Here is a 17,788-nt window from a genome sequence, read left to right as displayed (position 1 = left end):
GTTATACCCCTCGTCCCCTCGGGGTTGCGAGAACACGATGAAGCACTAACTTGTATAAATTTGATTGAATTGTATAGATTTAGTTAAGTTTATCGTATCGGTACACGATCTGGAGGAAGAAAACAACTAGATGAAAGAAATAAAGCGATTAAAGAAGCGTTTAAAAGTGGGATTTCCGTTCATCAACTTGCAGAGGAGTATTTTCTATCCGGAGAAACGATTAAAAAGATAGTGTATTCTAAATGAAGATAAAAGAGTCTAGTTCAAATGTTATTTTGAACTAGACTCTTTTTGCTTTGTATCTATTGGATATATTACGTATGAGTGGGAAAGATAATAGAAAAATATGCCGTTTTTTTACTAAATAGAATATAGAACATTTGAGTGAAAAGCAGAAAGGGGAACATTTATGAATCATATTGGACAAATAACGATAGAGCTTTTAGTTGGCTTTTTTGTTCTATTAATTGCTACAAAAATACTAGGGAAAACACAAATATCTCAGCTAACCCCCTTTGATTTTATTTCTGCTATCGTTCTTGGTGAGCTCGTTGGAAATTCAATATATGATCCTAAAATTAAAGTGTGGTCTATTTTATATTCAGTATTTGTTTGGGTAATTTTAATTTATTCAATAGAAGTGATAACACAAAAAATAAGAGGAACAAGAAGGTTTTTTGAAGGGTATCCTTCAATTATTATTCGTAATGGAAAGATTGACCGAGAACAATTAAGTTCAAATCATTTGGATATTAACCAACTACAACAAATGCTTAGGCAACAAAAAGACATATTTTCAATCAGAGAAGTTGAATATATGATTTTGGAACCTAATGGGAACATAAGTGTTCTGAAAAAGAGTAAATACGAAACACCCACTATAAATGATTTAAGTTTAAAGCATAAGCCTGTATATTTACCGATTTCATTAATTAGTGATGGAAAAGTAGTGAAAGATAATTTGAGAGAAGCTGGCTTCGATGAAGGATGGCTGTATAAACAAATAAAGCAAAAAGGGATTACTAAATTTGAAGATGTATTATATGCAGAATGGAAAACAGACGATGGTTTCTTTTGTCAGGAAATGAAGCGGTAGAACATAATCGAAGTATGTAATATTCGTTTCTAAGTTATCTTTTACATATCAAAAAGCTGAATCTTTGTATACAATAAAACTAGATCAACAATTTGTATGGAGTGATAAAGATGGAAGCTTTTATTAGAAGTGATCAATACAATTTTATAAAATCACAAGCTTATATTTTAGCAAATGGGCATGCAACGGCAAATGATAGAGGTGTAATTCAAGCGTTAAAATCACTTGCGATTGAAAAGATAATACATGTATTTGAGAATTTAACGGATGAACAAAAAGAGTTAATTGATACGGTATTAACAGTTCAAAATAGAGAAGATGCAGAATCGTTTTTAATGAAAATAAATCCGTATGTCATTCCGTTTCAGGAAGTTACAGCGCAAACATTAAAAAAATTATTTCCTAAAGCGAAAAAATTAAAACTTCCTGATATGGAAGAACTGAACATGAAAGAATTATCTTATTTAAGCTGGATTGATAAAGGGTCAAGCAGGAAATTTATTATAGCGAAAAATGATAAAAATAAGTTTGTTGGTCTGCAAGGAACGTTCCAAAGTTTAAATAAAAAAAGCATTTGTTCATTATGTCATGGGCATGAAGAAGTAGGAATGTTTTTAGTTGAAATTAAAGGTGATGTACAAGGAACTTTCGTTAAAAAGGGAAACTATATTTGCAAAGATGGTGTAGCTTGTAATCAGAATATGAAATCACTTGATAAATTGAATGATTTTATTGAACGATTGAAGAAATAAAGAAGGAACCTCTAGTATTTAAACTGGAGGTTTTTATTTTTGAAAGAAATAATAATAGGCCCCTTTTGTAGCTGTAAATTTATAAAAAAAGTCGGGTCATTTATAATGAAATTAGATAAAAATATCTATTTGGATAGATTTGCTTATATGCAAGGAGGTAAAACATGAATTACATTTCATTGAAAGAAGAGATGTTAAAAGTGAAACGGTGGCCTAAAGATACGATAGCGGCAGGCCGGGGGCATACAGTTGCTCTTAAATCAGATGGTACGGTTGTAGCAGTGGGGCGAAATAAAGAAGGAGAATGCAATGTAAGTGGCTGGTGTGATATTGAAGCAGTCGCTACGGGCAATGTTCATATGGCGACGAACACGGGTAATGCTCATACAATCGCTCTGAAAAGTGATAATACCGTGGAGGCGGTGGGGTGGAATAAGCATGATCAGTGTAATGGAAACGACTGGTATAATATTGTATCGGTTGCGGCGGGGTGGCGTCGTACCCTTGGCATTAAACCGGATGGTAAGGTAATAGCAGTGGGGCGAAATAAAGAAGGAGAATGCGATGTAAGTAGCTGGCGTGATATTGTGGCGGTCACGGCGGGTGACTGGCATACAGTTGGTCTTAAATTGGACGGCACAGTGACCGCGGTGGGGAATAATCGATATGGCCAATGCAATGTAAGCGAATGGAGTGGTATTGCGTCGTTGGCAGCTGGTTATCTTCATACTGTTGGTTTGAAATCGGATGGCATAGTGATGGCGGTGGGTAATAATAAACATGGTCAATGTGATGTAAGCAGCTGGAAAGATATTGTGGCAATAGCGGCAGGGAGTAATCATACAATCGGACTTAAATCAGACGGTACCGTGGTGGCAGTGGGCAGGAATGAGTATGGTCAATGTAATGTAAGTGTAAGGCATTGGCGCGATATTGTAGCGATAGCGGCTGGTTGTGTGCATACGGTCGGTCTTAAATTAGATGGCACCGTGGTAGCGGTAGGTGACAATACATACGGTCAATGTGATGTAGGTAGCTGGCGTAACATCCGATTGCCTGGCAAATAGTTAATGTACAACAAATCATTAGTAATATTATTCTATTTTAGGAGTAATTATGGAATAGGATATGTAGATAAGAATCCCTTTTTAAAAGAGGTTCTTATTTTTTCTGTAAAATGAGTGTCAAAATGGAACTTTTTAAAGTTACAGTAGACGATATAAGTTATAAAAAAAGCATAGGAGAGGTGAAGAATTGTTTAAAAAGATTTTATTTTCTTTACCATATATTTTACTTGTGTGTATTGTTTTCTACATAACATATACAAATTCTTTTAGTTTTGGACAGATGTTATTAATGTCGATTGCAATCGGAATAATTGGTGGTCTTGTTATAAGAATATGTAAGGATGTATTCACGTATATAAGGTGGACAATTAAACAGAGGAAATCTTGAACATATTGAATAGCTAAAAGGAGAAACTGAAATGACTAACAAAAAGAATAAAGCTAAAAATGAGATAATACTTTGGACATTAACAGCGGTTGTTCTCATAATTGTATGGTACTTTTTTCAAAAGTAAAAACGCATCGCACTTTGAAAAGAAAGTACGATGCATTTTTATTATTTTTTTTGCCAATTTTCTTTTATAAAGTCTTCACGGCCAGATTCTTTTTGCTCAGTAGAATATTTCTCCGGATTTTTTTTATAAAAATGTTGATGGTATTCTTCAGCCTCATAAAAAGGTGCAGCCGGGCGAATTTCAGTTACGATTGGCTCTTTAAACATACCGCTTTCTGCAAGAGCTTGTTTTGATTTTTCAGCAAGCTCTTTTTGCGTTTCGTTATGATAAAAAATAGCAGTGCGATAAGAGGGACCGCGGTCAAAGAATTGTCCGCCATCATCAGTTGGATCGATTTGTGGCCAATATAAATTTAGTAATTTTTCATATGGAAAAATAGAAGGATCGAATGTAATTTGTACAACTTCTAAATGACCAGATGTACCAGCTTTTACTTGTTCATATGTTGGGTTTTCTACATGACCACCTGCATAGCCAGAAAGTACTTTATGAATACCAGGAAGTTCATCAAATGGCTTTACCATGCACCAAAAGCAACCGCCTGCGAAGGTTGCGAGTTCGTATGTTTTTTCGGACATTGTTGTAATCCTCCTAAATGTATATGTTTTATATAGTATTATACAATCTTTTTTATTGCGCAATAAAAAAGATTTAGAAGTAAAGAAAAATTGAAATATATTTCTTTATAAAGTCTTTAAAATTCCTTCAAAGTTTCTTTTTTTCTGAGTGTTATGATGTAAATCGAAGTGAATATGTGAGGTGATAGGCAATGAATCCACGTATGGAAATTAATAGTTTACAACAAAAAATGAAAGAGAGACTAATATGAAAAAGGAATTTATACAAAGCGATTTAAGAAATATATTGATTGCGGCATGCTTACTATTAGGGTTAGTTATTTTTGGATATTTTTTAATAAATAATTACCCAGGTACAAATGAAAAAAAGAAGTTAACAGATGCAACATCTACTTCAGAATCAATTACATCGCTTGCTAATTCAGATGCCAAAAAAAGGGTTACAAAAACTTTTAATATTACGGAGAAAGTAGCAAGTTTAGATTTGGGAGATGGGAAAAAGGTAGATGCATGGACCTTTGATGGAACATCACCGGGTACTCAAATTCGAGTTAAACAAGGTGAACGTATTGTTGTAAATTTGAAAAATGAATTGCCAGAACCAGTTACAATCCATTGGCACGGATTAGATGTTCCTGCGGCGGTAGACGGTGTTCCAGGTGTTACGCAAAATGCTATAAAACCAGGTAAAACATATACATACGCATTTAATGCTGATCAGGTGGGGACATATTGGTATCATTCACATCAAAAAAGTGCAATACAAACGGAGCGGGGACTATTTGGAACCATTGTTATTGAACCGAATAAACCAGCTGTAAAATATGAAAAGGATTATACAGTGGCGGTCCATGAATGGAAAACAGGAGCCATAATAACCCGTAAGCATAATGGCGAACAAGATAAAGATTGGGATAGCTATCCTAGCAATCATATTCGAAATGAAAAGGCACAAACTTTAGAAGGACCGTTAATGATGCCAAGTAATGATCAACTCAAAGATTTATCTGATGGAGATGATTACGATGTATTTACATTAAACGATACAAGTGAGGGACTACGATTGGATGCAAAACCAGGTGAAACAGTACGCCTTCGCTTAATTAATGCTGGGAATAATACGCATTTAATGACATTAGTTGGGGCGCCATTTCAAATTATTGCATTAGATGGTCGTGATATAAAAGGTGGGGACGTGCTAGATAAAGCAATTCTTCCGATGGGAGCTGCACAACGTTATGACCTTGTTTTTAAAATGCCGGAAACAACGAGTGTAAAACTTATTAATGTGGATCCATCTAAGAAAATGAATCGAATGTTAACGGCGACTATTGGGAACGGTTCTTTGCCGAAAAAACCTATTGATATAAAGAGTTATCCATGGTTTGACTTTACGAAATATGGAGAAAAAGAAGTTGGCAAGTTTACGATAGATTCAAAGTTTACAAAGGTCTATGATATGGATTTGGCAGAAGGTGTGAAAGATGTAAATGGACAAGAAAAATGGGTGTATACGATTAATGGAAAGACATCACCTGATATTCCACCCATTAAAGTAGAGAAAGGGGATAAAGTTAAGATTCGCTTTAAAAATAAGGGAGAAGAAATTCATCCAATGCATTTGCATGGACATACATTCCAAGTTATTTCTAAAAATGGTAAACCAATGGAGGGAAGTCCGATTTACTTAGATACAGTTAATGTTTTTCCGGGAGAAGAATATGAAATTGCTTTAGAGGCAAATAATAGTGGACTATGGATGGTTCATTGTCATCATCTCGTTCATGCGGAAAAAGGAATGCATACGATGATGAACTATGAAGGGGTAACTACTCCATTTTCTACCGGAGATCACTCAGGTAATCATCCAGAATAATAATACGGAGGTTTTCATGCTGTATAGAATTATAGTATTTATTTTAACAAGTGTAAGTATATTTTTGTTTTCTCATAGTAGTGTATTTGCTCATACAAGTGTTGTAGGAGCCACTCCAAAGGAGGGCGAAGTTCTTACAGTACAACCGGAACAGATTATTCTTGAATTTAGTGAACCAGTTACAGGAAATGTAGTCAATATTGAACTGCTAGATCCAAGTGCAAAGAGAGTGCAAGTATCAAAGGTTGAAATATTAGATAACCCAACAAAAATAAAAGTGAAATTACCAAACTTAAATAATGGTACTTACACAGTAAGGTGGTCTATGATTTCTGCAGACGGACATCCGAGTGAGGGAGGCTATCCCTTTTCAATTGGAGAAGAATTACAAACTAATGTAGTGGTAGAGGGAAATGCGAGTGGCTCAGTATTTTCAGATGTCATGATAGTAACACTACGCTATATTGTAGAGGGAATGATTTTAATTGGAGCAGGAGTAAAGTGGCTCGATATGTTTGTAAAACGTTATAGATTACCTTCCATATTGCAAAGCATGAAGAATATGAAAAAGATTTTCTTCTCTATACTTGTAGTAGGATTAATAGCCGAATTAATAGTATATAAGTCAGTTATTCCGAAGGGAAGTTTACTTATTCATTCTCCATTTTCAGTTATTATTATGATTCAACTGCTATTATTAGTTCTTATGTCTTTACAGCATATGGGGAACGAATGGTATGCGCTAGTTTGGGGATTTCTTGTTGCAAGTTTTTCTTTCACAGGTCATGTATGGATTACGAATCCAAATTGGGCAGCAGTTATAATTAGAATGGTCCATGTTATGAGTATTGCAGTGTGGCTAGGAGCACTTATTTATTTAGCTCTTGTTATAGCCTGGACAACATTATACAAAATTACATTTGACCAAAAGCGTTTTCGTAAACATTTTAGCATTATTGCTGGTATTTCATTTATTATAGCATTTCTTTCTGGGGAATTAATTGTGTTTTTACAGACAAGGAATTGGGTACTTTTTAATTTTAATTCAATATGGACGAACCTTTTAAATATAAAGATTTTTACTGTATGTATAATTACAATTGTAGCATGGAGACAAACGAAAACATGGGATAACGATATTGGAACAGTTAATCGCCGTTTATTGCTCTTAGAAATTGTTCTAGCTATACTCGTATTATTAGCTGGTATTTGGATGAGTCAAGTTTCGTTTCCGGTGAATTCTGTAACAAGCTAAAATTATAATGTTCATAGGAGTTCTGTAATGTCAATCCGTATTAGATTGCTGTTGTCGTATGTTGCGATGGTAATTATTCCAATCGTTTTTTGCGGTATAGCAGTTATGTTAATTAGTGTTACTTTATTTGGTGATATTCGTATTGCAAAAGCAATTATTGGTCTTAATCAAAATAGTCATTCTCTCATTGATAAAGAACAGGAGGGAGCTATTCGTACAAAAGAAGATGAAGATGATATTTTTAGTAGGTTGAAAATTCTTTCATCGTATGCTCCAGATAAATTGGAGGATATAAATTTTTTAAAGGAAACTGATAAAGAATTAAACGATAATCAAGCAGGATTACTAATTCGAAAAAATGATGAGCTTACATATTCATCCCCATATTTTAAAATCTCTTCGTTTGATAAATACCTACCCGCATTTGAAACGGAGGGACAAAGAAAGGGAATGGATATGAAAATAGAGGGTAATTCTTTTTACTATAAGCAATTTGATTACTACGATGAAGAGAAGGATAAGGTTAGTATTTTTGTATTTGAGTATGTAAATCCTTTAGAAGAAATGATTAGAGAATTTTTCCCATATTTCGTATTCTCTTTAATACTTGGGCTAATTATTACGAATGGAATATTAACATATTTTATATCACGGAGTATTATTAAACCATTGCATTCATTAAAGCAGGCAACGGAAAGAATTCAAAAGGGTGACTTAGATTTTCAAGTAAAGCCACTTGCGAAAGATGAAATAGGTGAATTAAGTTTATCGTTTGAAGAGATGCGTGGCAGGTTGAAGGAATCGGTCGAGTTGCAAATGCAATATGAAAAAAATCGTAAAGAATTGCTTTCAAATATTTCTCATGATTTACGGACGCCAATAACGGCTATTAAAGGTTATGTACAAGGAATTAAAGAAGGTATCGCTCGAACTCCAGAACAATTAGATAAATATTTAACGATTATTTATCATAAAGTGTTTGATATGGATCAATTAATTGACGAGCTTTTTCTCTTTTCAAAACTTGATTTAAAAGAGGAACCGTTTCAATTTGAAGAGGTTGAAATTAATCAATACTTATCTGATTGTATAGAAGAACTACAGCTTGAATTACAAGATAAGGGAATTGCAGTGAGATGGGATGCTCAAAAGGATACTTCTATTTTGGTAAAAGGTGATCGTGAAAAATTACGACGTGTTATTACAAATATCATTTGGAATAGTGTGAAGTATATGGATAAAGAAGAAGGATATATAGGAATTCGCATGACCGAATCTATTGATTATGTAACGATTTACATAAAAGATAATGGGGTAGGAATAGAAGAGAAGGCGTTGCCTCATATATTTGAAAGGTTTTATCGTGCAGATCATTCTAGAAATTCTAAAACAGGTGGAAGCGGACTTGGTTTGTCAATTGCACATCAGATTATCACACAACATGGTGGTGATATTTGGGTAGAAAGCAAAAAAGGTAAAGGAACGACGCTGGCATTTACATTACAAAAAATCAATTAGAAAAAGGAGAGCATCTTGAAAAGAATTTTAATTATTGAAGATGAAGCTGTTATTGCAGAGTTAGAAAAGGATTATTTAGAGGTTGCTGGGTATACAGTAGATATTGATTACTCTGGCGAAAAAGGTTTACAAAGTGTTCTTCTGAAAGATTATGATTTGTTAATTTTAGACATAATGTTACCAGGAATAGACGGATATGAAATTTGTAAACAAGTTCGATTGAAAAAGGACATCCCGATACTTATGGTGTCCGCAAAACAAGAGGAAATCGATAAAATTAAAGGGTTAGGTTTTGGAGCAGATGATTATATTATAAAACCGTTTAGCCCGAGTGAAATGGTGGCACGTGTAAACGCTCATCTAGCTCGTTATGATCGTTTAACAGGAAAGCGAGAGCAAATAAAAGATGAAATTCGGATTCGAGGATTACTTATTGATAAATCGGCCCGACGTGTATTTGTAAATGGAACTGAGGTCATGTTAACAGGAAAAGAATTTGATTTATTAACTTGTATGGCAGAACATCCAAACCAAGTATTTAGTAAAGATCGTCTCTTTGAAACAGTATGGGGGATGGATGTAATTGGTGATGCAGCAACGGTCGCTGTCCATGTGAAAAATATTCGTCACAAAATTGAACTTGATCCATTCGATAAATCATATATTGAAACAATTTGGGGAGTAGGGTATCGTTTTACACAGTGAAAAAAAGCCAGCAAAAATGCTGGCTTTTTTTGCGTAAATAGATTAAGAAATTACAAACAAGATCCTCCGCTCACATCAATTAATTGTCCAGTAACCCAGCGGCTGTCTGGAGAAGCAAGAAATGCAACAGTATCGGCAATATCTTCTACTTCACCTAAGCGATTGAAGGCGGAAATAGTAGTGGCATACTGTTTCATCATTGGATCGCTCAAGAGTTCTGCATTCATATCTGTTTTAATAAATCCAGGAAGTATTGCATTCACTGTTATTCCCCGTGCTCCGAGCTGTTTTGCTAGCGTGAAAGTCATTGTATTAATAGCGCCTTTCGTCATACTGTATGCAACGAAATCAGGTAAAGAAATACGAGTGGCAGCGGATGAAATATTAATAATTCGGCTATTGTCACGTAAACGAGATAGAGCTTGTTGGATGATAAAGAATGGTGCTTTTGCATTAACTGAAACCATTCTATCAAAAAATTGTTCAGTCGTTTCTTCAATAAAAGCACCAGGACCAATTCCAGCGTTGTTTATTAAAATATCAAATTTAGTACTATCAGTTCTTTTTTGTAATTCGCTATCTAAAGAACTATAAAGGGTTTCTACACCATGTAAAGATTCAAGGTTTGCACCGATAGAAAAAGCAGATCCGCCATTTGATTGAATTTCATAAACAGTTTCTTCAGCATCTTCTTTTCGATTTCCGTAATGAATAGCAACTAATGCACCGTCGTTTGCTAAACGTTTTGCAATAGCACGTCCAATTCCTCGGCTTGCTCCTGTAACTAATGCCACTTTTCCTTTTAACATAGTTTTCTCATCTCCTCATAAAATTTTATATGTTATTAAGTTGTTTTTCTTTATGTAGTAATGTGAACATACTTAAGTAATATATGAGTATGTGTAAGAAGTTCATTCCGATTTTGTTTTGAGAAAAAATAAATAGACTTCCTTTAAATTGATTGAATTTTATTTTTTTTTGGAAAAACATGTTGACAACAAAAAGAACAACGTCCTATAATACGTTTAACAAATAAAAGTGAATTAAGAATTTTCTAACTTTATATGTTGTATATGCAAAGAAGAGGAAAGTAGATGGTTATGATCGTTTCAGAGAGCTGCTCCTAGGCTGTGAGAGTAGTAACAATCGAATCATTGAAGATCACCTCGGAGCATCGCTTGCGAAAGGGAAACTGAGTAGAGGGCGACGGCATCGTCTCCGGTAAAAGGACGGGGGTCTAATTGGACCTGCAAAGCTTATATTTCGTGAGAAGTGTAAGGAAGCTGAGTGGTACCACGATTCCCTCGTCTCAGCAATGGATTGCTACAAGTATGTATGTAATCGATTGTTGAGACGAGTATATTTTTAAGATCTATATACTGAATATTCTGTTAAAAATACTCATCTCAGCAATCGATATAGAAATAGGTTGCAAAAATAGAGAGAAAAAAAGAGGAGCGATGTGAGATGGGAAACCAGTACATTTATATGAATGGGGAATTTGTAGAAAAAGAAAAGGCAGTTGTTTCAGTATATGATCACGGTTTTTTATACGGAGACGGTGTATTTGAAGGGATTCGTAGTTACGGTGGAAATGTATTTTGTTTAAAAGAACATGTAAAACGATTATATGAATCGGCAAAATCTATTTTACTTACAATCCCGCTGACGGTTGAAGAAATGGAAGAAGCAGTTTTACAAACATTGCAAAAAAATGAGTATGCGGATGCTTACATTCGGTTAATTGTTTCAAGAGGAAAAGGTGACTTAGGGCTCGATCCGAGAAGTTGTGTGAAACCGAGCGTTATTATCATTGCAGAACAATTAAAGTTATTCCCTCAGGAATTTTACGATAATGGATTAAGCGTTGTATCTGTTGCATCAAGACGTAACACGCCAGATGCACTAGATCCACGCATTAAGTCAATGAACTACTTAAATAACGTACTTGTAAAAATTGAAGCGGCGCAAGCAGGAGTGCTAGAGGCACTTATGTTAAATCAACAAGGATATGTTTGTGAAGGATCTGGAGATAATGTTTTCGTTGTGAAAGATGGAAAAGTGTTAACGCCTCCTTCTTATTTAGGAGCGCTAGAAGGTATTACGAGAAATAGTGTGATTGAGTTATGTGAGCGACTTAATATTCGGTGTGAGGAAAGACCGTTTACTCGCCATGACGTATATGTAGCAGATGAAGTATTTTTAACGGGAACCGCAGCAGAATTAATTCCAGTTGTAAAAGTTGATTCAAGAGAAATTGGAGATGGGAAGCCAGGAAGTGTAACGAAACAATTGACAGAGGAATTTAAAAAGTTAACGAGAGAAAGAGGAGTACGTGTTCCAGGATTAGCGGAAAGCTTACTATAGGTAGGGAGAGGAGTTAATTGAAATGGAGCAACAGTATACAACATGTGAGAAATTGCATTGTGAAGAAGTGACAGGAGCAGGGCACGTTATTCAATGTTTGAAAAAATTAGGTGTAACGACTGTTTTCGGTTATCCGGGCGGAGCGATTTTGCCAGTGTACGATGCGTTATACGGAAGTGGTTTGAAGCACGTTTTAACTCGTCATGAACAAGCTGCCATTCATGCGGCAGAAGGATATGCGAGAGCTTCTGGAAAGGTCGGGGTAGTCTTTGCTACCTCTGGACCAGGGGCGACAAATTTAGTTACGGGTTTAGCAGATGCTTATATGGATTCGATTCCTTTAGTTGTTATTACAGGGCAAGTTGCAAAACCTCTCATCGGAAAAGACGGATTTCAAGAAGCAGATGTTGTCGGGATTACAGTACCTGTTACGAAGCATAATTATCAAGTTCGTGATGTGAATCATTTATCACGTATTGTACAAGAGGCTTTTTACATCGCCGAAAGCGGGCGACCAGGACCAGTATTAATTGATATTCCAAAAGATGTTCAAAATGAAAAGGTAACAAGTTTTTATAATGAAGTAATTGAGATTCCAGGATATAAACTAGAGCCTATGCCAGACAGTAGGAAGCTTAGAGAGGTAGCTAAAGCAATTTCCCAAGCAAAACGTCCACTTCTTTATATTGGAGGAGGGATCATTCATTCGGGTGGTTCTGATGAACTTATTCAGTTTGCGAGGGAAAATTGTATTCCTGTCGTTTCCACTTTAATGGGACTTGGTGCATATCCGCCGGGAGATTCGTTGTTTTTAGGAATGCTCGGCATGCATGGAACGTATGCTGCAAACATGGCAGTAACAGAATGTGATTTACTCCTTGCTTTTGGTGTTCGCTTTGATGATCGTGTAACAGGAAAATTAGAACTCTTTTCTCCGCATTCGAAAAAGGTACATATTGATATAGATTCTTCAGAGTTTCATAAAAATGTAACTGTGGAATATCCGATTGTTGGAGATGTGAAAAAAGCGTTACACAAGCTGTTACATATGCAAATTTGTACACAAACAAAAGAATGGCTTACGAAAATCGAGGAATGGAAAGCTGAATACCCTCTTTCCTACAATCAAAAAGAAAGTGAGTTAAAACCACAACATGTTATTAGCCTAGTAAGTGAAGTAACGAATGGTGGAGCGATTGTTACGACAGAAGTCGGACAGCATCAAATGTGGGCTGCGCATTTTTATAAAGCGAAAAATCCACGGACTTTTCTAACATCTGGCGGACTAGGAACGATGGGGTTTGGTTTCCCGGCAGCAATTGGTGCTCAGCTTGCAAAAGAAGAAGAACTCGTCATTTGTATTGCAGGCGATGCTTCTTTTCAAATGAACATTCAAGAACTACAAACAATTGCTGAAAATAATATTCCTGTAAAAGTATTTATTATAAATAACAAATTTTTAGGGATGGTAAGGCAATGGCAAGAAATGTTTTATGAAAATCGTTTGTCAGAATCAAAAATTGGATCGCCAGATTTTGTGAAAGTGGCAGAAGCATATGGAGTGAAAGGATTAAGAGCGACAAATTCAACCGAGGCGAAACAAGTGATGTTAGAAGCATTTGCTCATGAAGGTCCTGTCGTAGTTGATTTTTGTGTAGAAGAAGGTGAAAACGTATTTCCGATGGTTCCGCCAAACAAAGGGAATAACGAAATGATTATGAAGAGGTGGGAAGAATGAGTCATACTTTTTCACTCGTTATTCATAACGAGCCAAGCGTCTTATTACGTATAAGTGGAATTTTTGCTCGGCGTGGTTATTATATTTCTTCTTTACATTTAAACGAAAGAGATACTAGTGGTGTTTCTGAAATGAAACTCACAGCAGTTTGTACTGAAAATGAAGCGACATTACTTGTTGGTCAGTTGAAAAAATTAATTGATGTACTGCAAGTAAATAAATTATAAGGGGTGTATGGAATATGAAAACGTATTATGAGAAAGATGCAAATTTAGAGTTATTACAAGGGAAAACAGTTGCGGTAATTGGTTATGGATCTCAAGGTCATGCGCAGGCACAAAATTTACGTGATTCTGGTGTGGAAGTTGTAGTTGGTGTTCGCCATGGTAAGTCTTTTGAAGTAGCAAAAGCAGATGGGTTTGAAGTAATGTCTGTTTCAGAAGCGGTTCGAACCGCGCAAGTTGTACAAATGTTATTGCCAGATGAACAGCAAGCACATGTGTATAAAGCAGAAGTAGAAGAGAATCTCCGTGAAGGGCAAATGTTACTTTTCTCACATGGGTTTAATATTCACTTCGGACAAATTAATCCGCCAAGTTACGTAGATGTAGCGATGGTCGCACCAAAAAGTCCAGGTCATCTCGTGCGTCGTGTATTCCAAGAAGGAAATGGTGTTCCAGCATTAGTCGCAGTACATCAAGATGCTACGGGAACGGCATTAAGTGTAGCGCTTGCGTATGCAAAAGGTGTAGGTTGTACACGTGCAGGTGTAATTGAAACGACATTCCAAGAAGAAACGGAGACAGATTTATTCGGAGAGCAAGCAGTGCTTTGCGGCGGGGTAACGGCACTTGTGAAAGCTGGTTTTGAAACATTAACAGAAGGCGGATATCGTCCTGAAATTGCATACTTTGAATGTTTACATGAATTAAAGTTAATTGTTGATTTAATGTACGAAGGTGGTTTAACGAACATGCGCCATTCTATTTCAGATACGGCTGAGTTCGGAGATTATGTAACAGGATCGAGAATTGTTACAGATGAAACGAAGAAAGAAATGAAACGAGTACTTACAGAAATTCAGCAAGGTGAATTCGCGAAGAAATGGATTTTAGAAAATCAAGCTGGGCGTCCAACATATAATGCGATGAAAAAAGCAGAGCAAAATCATCAGTTAGAAAAAGTAGGGGCAGAGCTTCGTGAAATGATGAGCTGGATTCATGCACCGAAAGAATTAGTAAAGAAATAGAGTAAGTGATTGTAAGTGAAAAATACGTAAGAGGGGATTTGACAAGATGAGAAGTGACATGATTAAAAAAGGTTTTGATAAAGCGCCGCACCGTAGTTTATTAAAAGCAACTGGTTTGAAAGATGAAGATTTTGATAAACCGTTTATAGCTATCTGTAATTCTTTTATTGAAATTATTCCAGGTCATAAGCACTTAAATGAGTTTGGGAAACTTGTTAAAGAAGCAGTGCGTGCAGCAGGTATGGTTCCATTTGAATTTAATACAATTGGAGTAGATGACGGTATTGCAATGGGGCATATCGGTATGCGTTATTCGCTTCCGAGTCGTGAAATTATTGCAGATTCAGTAGAAACGGTTGTAAATGCACATTGGTTTGATGGCATGATTTGTATTCCAAACTGTGACAAAATCACACCTGGTATGATGATGGCTGCACTTCGTATTAACATTCCAACTGTATTTGTTTCAGGTGGTCCGATGGCGGCTGGAAAAACATCTAAAGGAGACGTTGTTGATTTAAGTTCTGTTTTCGAAGGAGTAGGAGCTTATCAATCTGGGAAAATTTCAGAAGAAGAATTAAAGGATATTGAAGATCATGGCTGTCCATCTTGTGGTTCTTGTTCCGGTATGTTTACAGCGAACTCTATGAACTGTTTATGTGAAGTGTTAGGTTTAGCTCTGCCTGGTAACGGAAGTATTTTAGCCATCGATCCAAGACGCGAAGAATTAATTAAACAAGCAGCAGAGAAATTAAAGATTTTAATTGAAAAAGATATTAAACCAAGAGACATTGTAACAGAAGAAGCAATTGATGATGCGTTCGCGCTTGATATGGCGATGGGCGGTTCAACAAATACAGTGTTGCACACATTGGCGCTCGCGCAAGAGGCTGGATTAGATTACGATATGAACCGTATTGATGCCGTTTCAAGACGTGTACCACATTTATGTAAAGTAAGCCCTGCTTCCAATTGGCATATGGAAGATATTGATCGAGCGGGCGGGATTAGTGCTATTTTGAAAGAGATGAGCCGAAAAGAAGGTGTGCTTCATTTAGATCGTATTACTGCTACTGGGCAAACGTTAAGAGAAAATATTGCTCATGCAGAGATTAAAGATAAGGAAGTGATTCATTCTCTCGAAAACCCTCATAGTGAAGAAGGGGGATTACGTATATTAAAAGGAAACCTTGCGAAAGATGGGGCAGTTATTAAAAGCGGAGCGACCGAAGTAAAACGATTTGAAGGACCTTGTGTTATTTTTAATTCACAAGATGAGGCGCTTGCGGGCATTATGCTTGGGAAAGTTAAGAAAGGCGATGTAGTTGTTATTCGTTATGAAGGACCAAGAGGTGGTCCTGGTATGCCGGAGATGTTAGCACCAACGTCAGCGATTGCTGGTATGGGATTAGGTGCAGATGTTGCGCTATTAACGGATGGACGTTTCTCGGGTGCTTCACGTGGTATTTCGGTAGGGCATATTTCACCCGAAGCGGCTGCGGGCGGAACGATTGCACTTCTTAAACAAGGGGATATCGTTTGTATCGATGTTGAGGAGAGATTGTTAGAAGTAAGAGTTAGTGATGAAGAATTAAATCAGCGTAAAAAAGAGTGGAAACGACCAGAACCGAAAGTGAAAACTGGTTGGCTTGGACGTTATGCACAAATGGTAACATCGGCGAATACAGGTGCAGTCCTAAAAATCCCGAATTTCGATTGAGCCAATTTAAAAGAGATAAGGATGATATGAGATGGTGCAGAAGGTAAAGGAGAGAGTGAAAATTGAAGATATCTTAATGGCTCATAATTGCATGAAAGATATCGTTATTAAAACACCGTTACAACGTGATACAGTTTTATCTGAGAAATATGATTGTGACGTTTATGTAAAAAGAGAAGACTTACAATTGATTCGCTCTTTCAAAATTCGTGGTGCGTACAATTTGATTCAAAGTTTATCGGCAGAACAATTACAAAACGGCGTTGTTTGTGCAAGTGCTGGCAATCATGCACAAGGAGTTGCTTATACGTGTAATTTATTGAAGATTCCGTCAAAAATCTTCATGCCAACAACGACACCTAAACAAAAAGTATCGCAAGTACAATTTTTCGGTGGTGATTTTGCGGAGATTGTATTAGTTGGTGATACATTTGATAGCTCGTTCCAAGAAGCACAGCGCTATTGTGAGGAAAATAGAATGACGTTTGTTCATCCGTTTGATGATCCGTATGTTATTGCTGGTCAAGGAACAGTGGCAGTTGAAATTATGCATGATATGGAGAAATCGGTTGACTTTATTTTTACAGCAATCGGCGGTGGTGGATTAGCATCAGGTGTTGGTACATATGTGAAAGGTGTTAGTCCTGCTACAAAGGTCATTGGTGTAGAGCCAATGGGAGCTGCATCTATGAAAGAGGCTTTTCTTCAAAATGAAAATGTCGCATTAGAGAAAATAGATAGTTTTGTTGATGGGGCAGCTGTTAAAAAGGTAGGAAAGTTAACATTTGAAACTTGTAAAGATGTAATTGATGACATTGTTTTAGTACCAGAGGGAAAAGTTTGTACGACGATTTTAGAACTGTATAAGAAAAATGCAATTGTAGCTGAGCCTGCTGGTGCACTATCTATTGCAGCGCTTGATTTATATAGAGATGAAATAAAAGGTAAAACAGTTGTATGTACGCTAAGTGGTGGAAATAATGATATTGATAGAATGCAAGAAATGAAAGAACGTTCGCTCATTTATGAAGGACTAAAACATTACTTCATCATTGAATTCCCGCAGCGTTCTGGTGCGCTAAGAGAATTTCTTGATAAAGGGTTAGGGCCAGGAGATGATATTACTCGCTTTGAATACATTAAGAAACATAATAAAGAAAATGGTCCAGCATTAGTCGGCGTAGAATTAAAACATAAAGAAGATTATGAGCAATTAATTACTCGTTTTAAAGAAAATAATATTCAATTTATGGAGCTTAATAAAAATCCTATTTTGTTTGATTTGCTTATTTAATAGAAGGAAAGAGTTAGCATACAGTTGTAATTGAAATAAAAAAGATAGATACAAGTAG

The 17,788-nt window shown here is 36.1% G+C and carries 16 protein-coding genes and 1 other annotated feature; of the genes, 14 read left to right on the top strand and 2 right to left on the bottom strand.

Going from position 1 to position 17,788, the window contains the following annotated elements; genetic code table 11:
* Positions 1-409: 409 nt before the first annotated feature.
* From K5S59_RS00080 to K5S59_RS00065, 4 genes are all read left to right on the top strand, one after another.
* The gene (locus K5S59_RS00080) at positions 410-1,096 is read left to right on the top strand and encodes a DUF421 domain-containing protein (protein WP_001015538.1); all 687 of its coding nucleotides are present in this window, start codon (positions 410-412) and stop codon (positions 1,094-1,096) included.
* A gap of 110 nt (positions 1,097-1,206) precedes the next feature.
* Positions 1,207-1,848 carry a FusB/FusC family EF-G-binding protein gene (locus K5S59_RS00075; protein ID WP_000387070.1) on the top strand — a complete coding sequence of 214 codons (642 nt, stop codon included), beginning with the start codon at positions 1,207-1,209 and terminating at the stop codon, positions 1,846-1,848.
* Positions 1,849-2,012: 164 nt separating this feature from the next.
* Positions 2,013-2,915, top strand: coding sequence for an RCC1 domain-containing protein (locus K5S59_RS00070; RefSeq protein WP_120449826.1), 903 nt, complete (start codon positions 2,013-2,015; stop codon positions 2,913-2,915).
* Between the two features lie 187 nt (positions 2,916-3,102).
* The gene (locus tag K5S59_RS00065) at positions 3,103-3,303 is read left to right on the top strand and encodes a hypothetical protein (RefSeq protein ID WP_080000221.1); all 201 of its coding nucleotides are present in this window, start codon (positions 3,103-3,105) and stop codon (positions 3,301-3,303) included.
* Positions 3,304-3,471: 168 nt separating this feature from the next.
* Here the strand turns inward: K5S59_RS00065 and msrA are convergent, their stop codons facing one another.
* Entirely contained in the window at positions 3,472-4,008 is a 537-nt protein-coding gene (gene msrA, locus K5S59_RS00060; protein ID WP_098237664.1) for a peptide-methionine (S)-S-oxide reductase MsrA, read from the bottom strand.
* A 247-nt stretch (positions 4,009-4,255) separates the two neighbouring features.
* On the opposite strand from msrA, the gene K5S59_RS00055 reads away from it, so the two are divergent.
* The 4 genes from K5S59_RS00055 to K5S59_RS00040 are packed head-to-tail and all read left to right on the top strand — an operon-like array spanning position 4,256 to position 9,362.
* Entirely contained in the window at positions 4,256-5,884 is a 1,629-nt protein-coding gene (locus tag K5S59_RS00055) for a multicopper oxidase family protein (protein ID WP_120449828.1), read from the top strand.
* 16 nt (positions 5,885-5,900) lie between these two features.
* A complete protein-coding gene (locus K5S59_RS00050) occupies positions 5,901-7,139 on the top strand; it encodes a copper resistance CopC/CopD family protein (RefSeq protein WP_000966874.1) in 1,239 nt (412 codons plus the stop codon).
* A 27-nt stretch (positions 7,140-7,166) separates the two neighbouring features.
* Positions 7,167-8,657: a sensor histidine kinase gene (locus K5S59_RS00045; protein WP_120449829.1), complete on the top strand. Its 1,491-nt coding sequence runs from the start codon at positions 7,167-7,169 to the stop codon at positions 8,655-8,657.
* Positions 8,658-8,672: 15 nt separating this feature from the next.
* The gene (locus tag K5S59_RS00040) at positions 8,673-9,362 is read left to right on the top strand and encodes a response regulator transcription factor (RefSeq protein WP_000821648.1); all 690 of its coding nucleotides are present in this window, start codon (positions 8,673-8,675) and stop codon (positions 9,360-9,362) included.
* A gap of 50 nt (positions 9,363-9,412) precedes the next feature.
* Here K5S59_RS00040 and K5S59_RS00035 read toward each other — a convergent pair whose 3' ends face one another.
* The gene (locus K5S59_RS00035) at positions 9,413-10,171 is read right to left on the bottom strand and encodes an SDR family oxidoreductase (RefSeq protein ID WP_000911792.1); all 759 of its coding nucleotides are present in this window, start codon (positions 10,169-10,171) and stop codon (positions 9,413-9,415) included.
* Between the two features lie 260 nt (positions 10,172-10,431).
* Positions 10,432-10,677, top strand: a binding site (T-box leader).
* A gap of 152 nt (positions 10,678-10,829) precedes the next feature.
* On the opposite strand from K5S59_RS00035, the gene ilvE reads away from it, so the two are divergent.
* From ilvE to ilvA, 6 genes are read left to right on the top strand one after another with little or no spacing between them, the layout of a single operon-like run.
* On the top strand, positions 10,830-11,729 hold the full coding sequence (gene ilvE, locus K5S59_RS00030; RefSeq protein ID WP_000528140.1) for a branched-chain-amino-acid transaminase: 900 nt from the start codon (positions 10,830-10,832) through the stop codon (positions 11,727-11,729).
* 22 nt (positions 11,730-11,751) lie between these two features.
* Positions 11,752-13,467, top strand: coding sequence for an acetolactate synthase large subunit (gene ilvB / locus K5S59_RS00025; RefSeq protein WP_120449832.1), 1,716 nt, complete (start codon positions 11,752-11,754; stop codon positions 13,465-13,467).
* Entirely contained in the window at positions 13,464-13,694 is a 231-nt protein-coding gene (locus tag K5S59_RS00020; protein WP_000019914.1) for an ACT domain-containing protein, read from the top strand. Before ilvB ends, K5S59_RS00020 begins: the two co-directional genes overlap by 4 nt.
* Before the next feature lie 14 nt (positions 13,695-13,708).
* Positions 13,709-14,716, top strand: coding sequence for a ketol-acid reductoisomerase (gene ilvC / locus K5S59_RS00015; protein WP_000861122.1), 1,008 nt, complete (start codon positions 13,709-13,711; stop codon positions 14,714-14,716).
* A gap of 46 nt (positions 14,717-14,762) precedes the next feature.
* Positions 14,763-16,436 (top strand): dihydroxy-acid dehydratase, encoded by a 1,674-nt coding sequence (gene ilvD / locus K5S59_RS00010; protein ID WP_001255794.1) that lies wholly within the window; start codon positions 14,763-14,765, stop codon positions 16,434-16,436.
* Between the two features lie 31 nt (positions 16,437-16,467).
* Positions 16,468-17,730: a threonine ammonia-lyase IlvA gene (gene ilvA, locus K5S59_RS00005; RefSeq protein WP_000250341.1), complete on the top strand. Its 1,263-nt coding sequence runs from the start codon at positions 16,468-16,470 to the stop codon at positions 17,728-17,730.
* Positions 17,731-17,788: the final 58 nt, after the last annotated feature.

The organism is Bacillus sp. BML-BC051 (assembly GCF_019656175.1).
Lineage (GTDB): Bacteria > Bacillota > Bacilli > Bacillales > Bacillaceae_G > Bacillus_A > Bacillus_A mobilis.
Note: the sequence above shows the minus strand (reverse complement) of the source record. Positions and strands in the feature narration are given on the sequence as shown.

Bases quoted from the DNA above. Each gene is read 5' to 3' on its own strand.
- ilvE (WP_000528140.1), top strand. From the start codon at position 10,830: ATGGGAAACCAGTACATTTATATGAATGGGGAATTTGTAGAAAAAGAA.
- K5S59_RS00075 (WP_000387070.1), top strand. From the start codon at position 1,207: ATGGAAGCTTTTATTAGAAGTGATCAATACAATTTTATAAAATCACAA.
- ilvD (WP_001255794.1), top strand. From the start codon at position 14,763: ATGAGAAGTGACATGATTAAAAAAGGTTTTGATAAAGCGCCGCACCGT.
- K5S59_RS00045 (WP_120449829.1), top strand. From the start codon at position 7,167: ATGTCAATCCGTATTAGATTGCTGTTGTCGTATGTTGCGATGGTAATT.
- K5S59_RS00080 (WP_001015538.1), top strand. From the start codon at position 410: ATGAATCATATTGGACAAATAACGATAGAGCTTTTAGTTGGCTTTTTT.
- K5S59_RS00070 (WP_120449826.1), top strand. From the start codon at position 2,013: ATGAATTACATTTCATTGAAAGAAGAGATGTTAAAAGTGAAACGGTGG.
- K5S59_RS00020 (WP_000019914.1), top strand. From the start codon at position 13,464: ATGAGTCATACTTTTTCACTCGTTATTCATAACGAGCCAAGCGTCTTA.
- msrA (WP_098237664.1), bottom strand. From the start codon at position 4,008: ATGTCCGAAAAAACATACGAACTCGCAACCTTCGCAGGCGGTTGCTTT.
- ilvC (WP_000861122.1), top strand. From the start codon at position 13,709: ATGAAAACGTATTATGAGAAAGATGCAAATTTAGAGTTATTACAAGGG.
- ilvA (WP_000250341.1), top strand. From the start codon at position 16,468: ATGGTGCAGAAGGTAAAGGAGAGAGTGAAAATTGAAGATATCTTAATG.
- K5S59_RS00035 (WP_000911792.1), bottom strand. From the start codon at position 10,171: ATGTTAAAAGGAAAAGTGGCATTAGTTACAGGAGCAAGCCGAGGAATT.
- ilvB (WP_120449832.1), top strand. From the start codon at position 11,752: ATGGAGCAACAGTATACAACATGTGAGAAATTGCATTGTGAAGAAGTG.
- K5S59_RS00050 (WP_000966874.1), top strand. From the start codon at position 5,901: ATGCTGTATAGAATTATAGTATTTATTTTAACAAGTGTAAGTATATTT.
- K5S59_RS00055 (WP_120449828.1), top strand. From the start codon at position 4,256: ATGAAAAAGGAATTTATACAAAGCGATTTAAGAAATATATTGATTGCG.